Genomic DNA, 10,321 nt, shown 5'->3' on the forward strand with positions numbered 1-10,321 from the left:
CGAGGACAGTGCTCCCGCGACTCCGCCGCCCCACCACGGTCAGGCCCACCCAGGCCTCGACCCCTCGGCGTCGTCCGCGCACCGGCACACCGGTGCAGCCTGACTCCACCGAAGGAACAACCCATGCGCTTCCGCACGCCCGGAGCCACCCTGCTCGCCACCGCCCTCGTGCTCCTGCCGACCGCCGCGCACGCGGGTGGCTCCGACGCCACGACCCCGTACACCGTGACCGCTGACGGGCTGACGCTCACCGACGGCAAGACCTTCGAGAACGACGGTCACATCAACTACAAGGTCACCAAGCTGGACCGGACTGGCGAGAAGACGTTCAACGTCCACCAGGCCGTCCCGCACAACAATGTCTGGCCCAAGGCCGCGTACGTCGGGCAGACCTACTATCCGTGGACGGCCCACCCGGACTTCCGCGCCGCCTTCCCGGACGGGTACTGCGTGACGTGGGTGCAGGTGAGCCTGTACAACGAGCACTTCGGTGAGGGCGGCCAGGCGCCGGTCTGCACCGACCCGGTCGAGCCGACCGACCCGGCCGTCGACCCCGGCACGCCGACGGACCCGACCGACCCGGTGATCCCCACGGACCCGACGGACCCGGGTACTCCTACCGACCCCGGCACGCCGACCGATCCGACGGACCCTGGCACCCCCACCGACCCGACCGAGCCCACGGACCCGACCACACCGACCGACCCGGCCGAGCCGAGCACGCCGCTCACGCCGACCGACCCGGTGAGCCCGACGGATCCGAGCACCCCGCTCACGCCGACCGACCCGGCGACGCCGATCGACCCGCTCGCTCCGCCCACGGACCCGGCTGAGCCCGCAGACCCCGCGGTGCAGACGGAGCCGGAGCTCATCAGCGAGGTCCTCGCGGCGGAACCCTCGGACGCGAGCGGCAGCGGCACCCTCGCGGCGACGGGCCTCCCCGTCGCAGCCGTCGGCGCACTTGGCGCCCTGACGATCGCGGCGGGCGCGGGCCTGGTGGTCCTGGCCCGGCGACGGGTCGCGTCCGGGGAGCGCTGAGCCACCGGCCGACACATGACCGCGTGCCCGGGGTCGAGGGCGAGGCCCGCTAGCGTGTGAGCGTGTCCACGACGACGACCACCGCTCCCCTGCCCACCGGCCGCCAGCACGTCCTCGAGCTCGGCGGCCAACGCGCCGTCGTGGCGGCGGTGGGCGCAAGCCTGCGGGAGTACACGGTCGACGGCCGGGACGTGGTGCTCCCGTTCGACGAGACGCAGATCGCGCCGGCGTTCTCCGGCGCCACGCTCGCGCCGTGGCCCAACCGCCTGCGCGACGGGGCCTACGGCTACGGCGGCGAGACGTTCGAGGTGCCGCTGACCGAGCACGCTCGCCAGACGGCGCTGCACGGGCTCGTCGCGCACACGACGTTCTCGACGGTCGACGCCGACGCGACCTCCGTGACGCTCGAGCACGTCATCGTCCCGACGCACGGCTACCCGTGGCCGGTGCGGGTGCGGCTCGTCTACAGGCTGACCGAGAGCGGCCTGCGGGTCCGCGCGGAGGCGACGAACCTCGGCACGACGACCGCGCCGTACGGCATCGGGTTCCACCCGTGGCTCTCGCCGGGCGACGCGAAGGTCGACGACTGCACCCTGCGGGTCGACGCCGCCCGGCACGTGACGATCGACGAGCGGCTGCTCCCCACGGGCTCGGAGCGGGTGTCGGACGGCTTCGACCTGCGCGAGCCGCGCCGGCTCGAGGGTCTCGACCTGGACGACGCCTGGATCGACCTGATCCGCGACGCCGACGGGCTGTCGTGGATCCGGCTGGGCTGCCCGGACGGTCGCACGGTCGCGCTCTGGGCCGACGACGCGACGAAGGCGTGGCAGGTCTGCACCGGGGACACGGTCGCGCACATCGCGCGCCGGGGGGTCGCCGCGGAGCCCATGACGTGCATCGCGGACGCCTTCCGCACCGGGAACGACCTGGTGCACCTCGAGCCGGGCGAGAGCCACGTGCTCACGTGGGGCCTCGCGCTGCTCTGACGCTCACGCGCCGGCGTCAGCCGTCGTAGTACTCGCCGTCGGCCTGCACGCCCTTGGCGTACTCCCAGTGCCACTTCTCGTGCGGGCCGCTGCCGCCGGGGAGCGCCCAGGCGGGGTTCTGCCAGCCGTACGTGGGGCCGTTGTCGTTGATCCACTTCCACTTCACGCCGGACGTCTGGTCCTGGCAGAGGTCGACGGCGAGCCCCCAGCCGTGGTTGCTCTTGCCGGGCGCGGCGGCGAGGCCGCCCTTCTGCGCCTTGACCGCGCGCTGTTGGGCGAGGGTGCGGTAGCCGGAGGAGAGGCACAGGTCGCTGCCGAACCGGGCGGCGAACGCCTGGTTGAACTCCGCGAGCGACACCGCTGCGTCCGCGCGGAGCTGCGTGTGGTTGTCCCACAGCGTGCACAGGTCGGAGACCTTGAGCAGACCGTTCTGACCGGCCGGACGCACCGAGCCGTCGCAGCCGGGCAGCAGCGACCGCTCCTCGGTCCGGCTGGACGCCGAGAGGCTGCGGGCCTGCAGGGCGCCGTCGGCCGACACCAGCGACGACGGCGGGAGCGCCGAGAGCGGGGAGCCGGCCAGCGCGGAGACCGTGGACGGGAGGGTCGAGTCCGCGAGCGCGTCGGAGCCGAACGCCACGGGACCGGGCACGACGCCCTGGCTCACGGGGATGACGACGGTGATGCCGGCCAGCACCCCGAGGACGCCGAGGCGCGCCGCGGTCCGGGTGGGCCGACCGCTGCGGCGTCGGACCGTGCCGTGCGCGACGGGGGCGACCTCGACGGCCGCCTCGACGACGGGCTCCGCCGCCGGGAGGGCCGGCAGGACAGCGGGGAGCGTCGGCAGCGCCACGGGCTCGGCCACGGGGAGGGCCGGCAGGACGACCGGAAGCGTCGGCAGCGCGACGGGCTCAGCGGCAGGGGCCGCCGGAGCGGCCGCGACGTCCTGCGCCACCGACCAGGTGGCGCGGGGCTGCGTCACGGGGTCGGACGGCGACGGCCGCACGGCGGACCACGTGGGCTGCGGAGCGACGGACGACTGCGGCACGGAGGTCCGCGGCACGGCGGAACCGGCGACAGCGGGTTGCGGAACCGGCCGCTGCGACGTGGCGGGCGAACCCTGCGGCCGGACGACCGGCGCCTGCGCGACGCGCGCGAGCGCCTCGGTGGGCGGCGCGACGGGCGCGGTGTGCGCCCAGGACGGCACGTGGTGGACGGCCGTCGGGGAGTCGGGATCGATCCGCGGGGCGGCGGTCGCGGGGACCGGCGCCGACTCGGACTGAGCAGCAGAACGCCGCTCGGCCTCGCGGAGGCTGCGGCGTGTGGGAAGGCCCGTCACGGGCTCCTCGCTGTGCGACCCCACGACACCTCCAGTCCATTCGCGCGTCTGATCTGCCGCGACGTCGTCGTCGGGCACGCGGGGGGGCACGTGTCCTCGACTGCGGTCACGAAACCATAACGGCTCGCGGTCGCGCTTCCAACCCCCTGGACGGACGTCCAGTCCGCGGGATGGGACATACCGGGCGACACGCGGGACGACACGCCGAGCGGGCGCGCGATCCTCCCGGCGGTCAGGACATCTGCCCCCGCTGCATGGCGTCGCGGACCTCGCCGACGAGCTCCTCAAGGATGTCCTCGAGGAACACCACGCCGACGGTCTGCGTGCCCTCCTCGACGCGGGCCAGGTGCGACCCGGACCGCTGCATGGCGGCGAGCGCGTCCTCGATCTCGTCCTGCGGCCCGACGACCGCCAGCGCCCGCACGCGCCAGGCCGGCACCGGCAGCGACCGGTTGGTCTGGTCGGCGTACAGGACGTCCTTGAGGTGTAGGTACCCGGTCAGCGTGCCGTCCTCGTCGACGACCGGGAAGCGGCTGAACCCCGTGCGCGCGACGAGCCGCTCGACGTCGTCGGGCGTGCTCCCCGGGCCGACCGTCACCAGCTCGCCGGTCCCGATCATGACGTCGTGCGCGGTGAGGTCGGAGAACTCGATGGCGCCGGCCAGCAGGCCCTGCTCGTCCTCGAGGAGCCCCTCCGCCTGGGAGCGCTCGACGATCGACTGGACCTCCTGGGCCGTGAACGCCGACGACACCTCGTCCTTGGGCTCGACGCCGAACAGCCGCAGCGCGTGGTTGGCCAGCCAGTTCAGGCCCGTGATGACGGGGCGGACGGCGCGGGCGACCCAGACGAGCGGCGGGCCGAACAGCAGCACCGCGCGGTCGGGCCCGGCGACGGCGAGGTTCTTGGGCACCATCTCGCCGAGCACGACGTGCAGGTACACGACGATCGCGAGGGCGACGACGAACGAGATGGGGTGCGTGAGGTCCTCGCTGACGCCGAGGGCGGCGAGGGGGTCCGCGATGAGGTGCGCGATCGCGGGCTCTGCCACGACGCCGAGGCTGGTGGAGCACACCGTGATGCCCAGCTGGGCGCAGGCGAGCATCAGCGACACGTGCTCCATGGCCCACAGGACCGTCTTGGCGCGGCGGTCACCGGCGGCGGCGAGCGGTTCGATCGCGCTGCGCCGCGCCGAGATGATGGCGAACTCGGCGCCGACGAAGAACGCGTTGGCGGCGAGCAGAACGGCCGCGAGCACCAGGGCGAGGCTCGAGCTCATGAGCCTCCCTCCTCGTCCGCGTCGGCCGCGCAGACGCGCACCCGTTCGACGCGCCGGCCGGCCATCGCGTCGACCCGGAGGCGGACACCGTCGACGACGATCTCGTCGCCGCCGACCGGGATCCGGCCGAGCACGAACATGAGGAGCCCGCCGAGCGTCTCGTAGGGGCCGTCCGCCGGGACGTGGAGCCCGGTGACCTCGACCAGCTCGTCGGGGCGCAGCACGCCGGGCAGCAGCCAGGAGCCGTCGGCGGCCCGGGCGGTCGAGGCGCGCCGGCGATCGTGCTCGTCCGCCACGTCGCCCACCAGCTCCTCGACCACGTCCTCGAGCGTGACGACGCCCGAGGTGCCGCCGTACTCGTCGACGACGACCGCCATCTGCAGGCCCTGCTCGCGCAGCTCGACCAGCAACGGCCCGAGGTGGACGGTCTCGGGCACGCGCGGCGCGTCCACCATGAGGGCGGCGGCGGGCACCTCGGAGCGGCGCTCGTACGGCACGGCGATGGCGCGGCGCAGGTGGACCAGGCCGACGATGTCGTCGCTCGAGTCGCCGATCACCGGGAACCGCGAGTGGCCGGTCCGGCGCGACACGTCGATGACGTCGGCCGCGGACTCCTCGCGCCGGACGACGACGAGCCGCAGCCGGTCGGTCATGACGTCGACGGCGGTGAGGTCGGTGAACTCGATCGAGTTGGTGAGCAGGGTCGCCGTCGACTCGTCGAGCGTGCCCACCTCCGCCGAGCGGCGCACGAGCGCGGCGAGCTCCTGCGGCGACCGTCCACCCGAGAGCTCCTCGCGCGGCTCGACGCCGACGCTGCGCAGGAGGGCGTTGGCACTGCCGTTGAACAGGGTGATGAGCGGTCGCAGCGCGCTGGTGAACCCACGCTGGAGCGGGGCGACCATGCGGGCCGTGGGCAGCGGCCGGCTGATGGCGAGGTTCTTCGGGATCAGCTCGCCGACGACCATCGAGAAGCCGTTGACCAGGACGATCGCGATGACGGCCGCCACGATCCCGCCGACGGCCTGGCCCAGCACCGAGTCCTGCAGCGGCAGGCGCAGCAGCTGCGCGACGGCCGGCTGCGTGGTGTACCCGAGCAGGACCGTGGTCAGCGTGATGCCCAGCTGGGCGCCGGACAGCTCGGTGGACAGCCGGCGCAGGGCCTTGAGCACCGACTGCCCGCGGCGGTCTTCGGGCGCCGTCTGGCCCTCCACGAGGCCGGGGTCCAGCGTGACCAAGGAGAACTCGCTCGCGACGAACACCGCGGTGCCGAGGGTCAGCACGACACCGAGGCCGACCAGCAGCCACTCGGTCAGCACGCGGCACCGCCGGGCGCACGACGAACGCCGACCCGGGGGCCGGCGTTCGTCGTGGAGGTCATGACACGGAAGGGGAAGGAGTGGCCGGCATGGTCTCCCCCGGGCTCGTCGGCCCGGGAACGACGCCGGCAGCTACTTGAGCTGCTCATGGTGGGCGCCATCATACGGGTGGTCCGACCGCTCGCGCAGGCTCGACGGACCCGTTGCGACGTCATCCGCGCCGCGCTGTGCCACGCTGGCGGCATGGCGAACGTGAACACGTCACCCGGCGGCGCGGCCGGCACGACGGTCCTGGTGGTGGAGGACGAGCCGGCGATCGCGCAGGCGATCGTGCACCGGCTCTCGGCGGAGGGCTGGACGGTCGAGTCGGCCGGCGACGGGCTGGCCGGCGTCAGCGCGGCGTCCCGGCTCCGACCCGACGTGGTGGTCCTCGACGTGATGCTCCCCGGCATCGACGGGCTCGAGGTGTGCCGCCGGATCCAGGCCGAGCGACCGGTGCCCGTGCTGATGCTCACCGCGCGCGACGACGAGACGGACATGCTGATCGGCCTCGGCGTCGGCGCCGACGACTACATGACCAAGCCGTTCTCGATGCGCGAGCTCGTCGCACGCACCAAGGCGCTGCTGCGCCGCACGGAGCGCGCGACCCGCGCGGCCGAGATGGCGGCGGCCGACCAGCCCGACCCGCCGCTGGTGCTGGGCGACGTCACGGTCGACCGGGCCCAGCGCCGCGTGCTGCGCGGCGACGTCGAGGTCCACCTGACGCCCACCGAGTTCGACCTCCTGCTCGCTCTCGCCGCGACGCCTCGCACGGTGCTGACGCGCGAGCGCCTGCTCGCCGAGGTATGGGACTGGGTGGACGCCAGCGGCACGCGAACGGTCGACTCCCACATCAAGGCGCTGCGCCGCAAGCTCGGCCCCGACCTCATCCGCACCGTGCACGGCGTCGGTTACGCGTTCGAGCCGAGCGACAGCACGGGTGACGTGTCCGAGGGCGCGTGAACGCACCCCGGCACGTCCGCGGCGAGTTCGCCCGCTCGCGGATCCCTGACGTCCGGCCGCTGGACCGCTTCCGCTCGATCAAGATCAAGCTCGGCGTGCTCGTGGCCGCGACGGTCACGCTGGCGGCCTTCATCACGTGGTTCGGCCTGTACAACCACCTCGGCCCCTCGCGGACGCTGCCGATCGCGATCATCGCGTCGCTCATCGTCACGCAGATCCTGGCCCGCGGCATGACCTCTCCCCTGCGCGAGATGACGTACGCGGCGCGGCGCATGGCGGCCGGCGACTACAGCCGGCGGGTCCGGGCGACGAGCCTGGACGAGGTGGGCCAGCTCGCCGACGCGTTCAACACGATGGCCGACGACCTCGAGCAGGCCGACACGTTCCGGCGCGAGCTGGTGGCCAACGTCTCGCACGAGCTGCGCACCCCGGTCACGGCCCTGCAGGCGCAGCTGGAGAACATCGTCGACGGCGTGACCGAGGCGGATCCCGCGACCATGCAGGCTGCCCTGGCGCAGACCGAGCGCCTCGGGCGGCTGGTGACGTACCTGCTGGACCTGTCCCGGCTGGAGGCCGGCGACGTCCCGTTGCAGCTCGCCGACGTGCAGCTGCGCGGGTTCCTCGAGGAGGCGGCCGAGGGCGCCATGCTCGTCGGGTCCACCAAGCGCCTGCGGTTCCCCGTGGTCGTGGATCCCCCGGACCTCACCGTCCCCGCCGACCCGGACCGCCTGCACCAGGTGGTCGCGAACCTCCTGCACAACGCGGTCCGGCACTCGCCCGACGACGACGAGGTCCGGCTCGAGGCATCCCGCGTGGGGTCCGACGTGCGCATCGACGTGGTCGACCACGGCCCGGGGATCGCCCGCGACGACCGGGCGCACGTGTTCGAGCGGTTCGTGCGCGGCAACACCCCCGCGCTCACCGGCCAGATCTCGACGGGCGGCACGGGGCTCGGCCTCGCGATCGTGCGCTGGGCCGTCGAGCTGCATGGCGGCCGGATCGAGGTGGCGGACACCGCGGTCGGCTGCACGATGCGCGTGACCCTCCCTGCGGGCGCCGCCTAGGAGACTTGTTCTATCCCGACTAGAACACTACGGTCGATCGCATGACGACCGACGGCACGATCCTCGTCGACCACCTCTCCAAGTCGTTCGGGCCGGTCCGCGCGGTCGACGACCTGTCGTTCGAGGTCGCGCCGGGGCGGGTGACGGGGTTCCTCGGGCCCAACGGCGCCGGCAAGACCACGACCCTGCGGATGCTGCTCGGCCTGGTCCGGCCCACGTCGGGCGCCGCGACGATCGGCGGTCGGTCGTACGGGCAGATCCCGCGCCCGCTGCGGACCGTCGGCGCCGCGCTCGAGGCCGCGAGCTTCCACCCCGGCCGCACGGCGCTCGACCACCTGCGCCTCTACGCGCCCCAGGCCGGGGTGCCCGACGCACGCACGGGCCAGGTGCTCGACCTCGTCGGCCTCTCCGCCGCGGCCGACCGGCGGGTGGGCGGCTTCTCGCTCGGCATGCGGCAGCGGCTCGCGCTGGCGACCACCCTCCTGGGCGACCCGCGCGTGCTGCTGCTCGACGAGCCCGCCAACGGCCTCGACCCCGAGGGCATCCGCTGGCTGCGCGGGTTCCTGCGCGCCCTGGCCGCCGAGGGGCGGACCGTCCTGGTGTCCAGCCACGTGCTCTCGGAGGTCGAGCAGACGGTCGACGACGTCGTGATCATCGCCCGCGGGCGGCTCGCGCACGCGTCGTCGCTGACCGACCTCGCCGCCATGGCCCGGACCCGGGTCCGCGTGGTGTCCCCCGACGCGGTCGGGCTCGCTGCGCTGGTCGAGCGGTCGGGCTGGGCACGGTCCGCGCCGAAGAACCCGCGCGTGGCCGACCTGCTCGACGTGGACGCGGCCACCGTCGGTGCCGCCGCCTTCGCCGCCGGGCTCGAGCTCCACGAGCTGGCCGGCCAGGACCCCGGCCTCGAGGGCCTGTTCCTCCAGCTGGTCGGCGCCGTCGAGACGGTGGCGTCCTGATGCGCGCGGCCCTGGTCACCGAGTACCGCAAGCTCGTCAGCACGCGCCTGTGGTGGATCCTGCTGCTCGCCATGGTCGTCTACATGGCCTTCCTGTCCGCCGTGCTCGGCTGGGGCATCTCCCAGGCCGGCGGCCTGTCGGGCACCACGAGCGACACGGCCGGCTCGGTCGACACCGCGCCCGACGCCGTGGTGCGCGCCGTCTACACGATCGCGGTGACGTTCGGATACGTGTTCCCACTGATCGTCGGCGCGCTGGCCGTCGCCGCGGAGTTCCGGCACCAGACGATCACGCCGACCCTGCTGGCCGAGCCTCGGCGCACCGTGCTGGTGTCAGCGAAGGTCGTCGCGGCCGCCGTCCTCGGTCTCGTCTACGGCGTCGTGGGGACACTCGCGGCGGTCGGCGCTGGCGCGGCCGTGCTGACGGCACTGGGCAAGCCGACGTTCCTCGACTCGGCGGCGACGTGGCGCACGATCGCACTCTCCGCCCTCGCGCTGGCCCTGTGGGCCGTGGTGGGCGTCGGGCTGGGCACCGTGCTCACCAACCAGGTCGCGGTCATCGTCGTCGTGCTCGCGTTCACGCAGTTCGTCGAGCCGGTGCTGCGGTTCGTCCTGTCCCTCACCAGCTGGGGTCACGGCGTCGCGGCCTACCTCCCGGGCGCCGCCGGCGAGGCGATCTCCGGCGGGAGCTTCTACTCGGAGTCCGGCGTCGGCACGCTGCTCGAGTGGTGGCAGGGCGCGCTCGTCCTGCTCGCGTACGGCGTCGGGCTGGCCGCGATCGGCCGCCTGACCACCTTCCGGCGCGACATCACCTGAGTGCGTTCACCCCCCCTGGACGGGTGTGCAGAACCATGACCTGCCAGAGGTCCCGACAACCCCGCCTTGAGGCGCCCCGAACTGCCTCGTTGCCCCCCGTTGACCCGGGTGTGGCGGGGAGGTGAAGACGCCTGTGGATCGGCCCCGCGGGGGCCTCCTGAGGCAGGCTGACAGGCGCGAAGGCCGTAGTGTTGTCATCAACAGATCGAGCAAAGTGCACCAGCAGAGACGCGGTCACGAACCGCGGTGGAAGTGGGCGATCCCAGCGTGACCCAGAAGGCGGATCCTGACTCGACCCGTGCCGTTTTCGGCGCCAACGAGTGGCTCGTGGACGAGCTGTACGAGCAGTACCTCCAGGACAAGAACACGGTCGACCCGGCCTGGTGGGACTTCTTCGAGGGCTACAAGCCCGAGGACGGCTCGACCAACGGCGCGACGGCGACGAAGCCGCCGACGACCAACGGCACTCCGGCGACGAAGCCGACGCCGGTCGTCCCGACCCCGGCGGCCCCGCCCGCGCCGGCTCCCACGG

General features: G+C 73.6%; 10 protein-coding genes. 7 read left to right on the forward strand and 3 right to left on the reverse strand.

Features of this window, described 5'->3' with window-relative positions; all coding sequences use genetic code 11:
* Positions 1-123 precede the first annotated feature (123 nt).
* On the forward strand, positions 124-1,038 hold the full coding sequence (locus AC1DQC_RS09960) for a hypothetical protein (RefSeq protein ID WP_477051075.1): 915 nt from the start codon (positions 124-126) through the stop codon (positions 1,036-1,038).
* A 62-nt stretch (positions 1,039-1,100) separates the two neighbouring features.
* The gene (locus AC1DQC_RS09965; RefSeq protein WP_477051076.1) at positions 1,101-2,024 is read left to right on the forward strand and encodes an aldose 1-epimerase family protein; all 924 of its coding nucleotides are present in this window, start codon (positions 1,101-1,103) and stop codon (positions 2,022-2,024) included.
* Positions 2,025-2,040: 16 nt separating this feature from the next.
* Here the strand turns inward: AC1DQC_RS09965 and AC1DQC_RS09970 are convergent, their stop codons facing one another.
* The 3 genes from AC1DQC_RS09970 to AC1DQC_RS09980 form a co-directional block, all read right to left on the reverse strand.
* The gene (locus tag AC1DQC_RS09970) at positions 2,041-3,360 is read right to left on the reverse strand and encodes a M15 family metallopeptidase (protein WP_477051077.1); all 1,320 of its coding nucleotides are present in this window, start codon (positions 3,358-3,360) and stop codon (positions 2,041-2,043) included.
* 232 nt (positions 3,361-3,592) lie between these two features.
* Positions 3,593-4,636 carry a hemolysin family protein gene (locus AC1DQC_RS09975; RefSeq protein WP_477051078.1) on the reverse strand — a complete coding sequence of 348 codons (1,044 nt, stop codon included), beginning with the start codon at positions 4,634-4,636 and terminating at the stop codon, positions 3,593-3,595.
* Positions 4,633-5,952 carry a hemolysin family protein gene (locus AC1DQC_RS09980; protein WP_477051079.1) on the reverse strand — a complete coding sequence of 440 codons (1,320 nt, stop codon included), beginning with the start codon at positions 5,950-5,952 and terminating at the stop codon, positions 4,633-4,635. The genes AC1DQC_RS09975 and AC1DQC_RS09980 overlap by 4 nt, the downstream gene beginning before the upstream one ends.
* 243 nt (positions 5,953-6,195) lie before the next feature.
* Here AC1DQC_RS09980 and AC1DQC_RS09985 point away from each other — a divergent pair, with 243 nt between their 5' ends.
* The 5 genes from AC1DQC_RS09985 to AC1DQC_RS10005 form a co-directional block, all read left to right on the forward strand.
* Positions 6,196-6,954 (forward strand): response regulator transcription factor, encoded by a 759-nt coding sequence (locus AC1DQC_RS09985; protein WP_477051080.1) that lies wholly within the window; start codon positions 6,196-6,198, stop codon positions 6,952-6,954.
* A complete protein-coding gene (locus tag AC1DQC_RS09990; protein WP_477051081.1) occupies positions 6,951-8,018 on the forward strand; it encodes a sensor histidine kinase in 1,068 nt (355 codons plus the stop codon). The genes AC1DQC_RS09985 and AC1DQC_RS09990 overlap by 4 nt, the downstream gene beginning before the upstream one ends.
* A gap of 41 nt (positions 8,019-8,059) precedes the next feature.
* Positions 8,060-8,974, forward strand: a complete 915-nt coding sequence (locus tag AC1DQC_RS09995; RefSeq protein WP_477051082.1) for an ABC transporter ATP-binding protein — start codon at positions 8,060-8,062, stop codon at positions 8,972-8,974.
* On the forward strand, positions 8,974-9,789 hold the full coding sequence (locus AC1DQC_RS10000; RefSeq protein WP_477051083.1) for an ABC transporter permease: 816 nt from the start codon (positions 8,974-8,976) through the stop codon (positions 9,787-9,789). Before AC1DQC_RS09995 ends, AC1DQC_RS10000 begins: the two co-directional genes overlap by 1 nt.
* 327 nt (positions 9,790-10,116) lie before the next feature.
* Positions 10,117-10,321, forward strand: a 205-nt coding sequence (locus tag AC1DQC_RS10005; protein WP_477051084.1) for a 2-oxoglutarate dehydrogenase E1 subunit family protein, incomplete at its 3' end; no start/stop codon positions are given.

Source organism: Cellulomonas sp. P4_H12 (assembly GCF_056400905.1).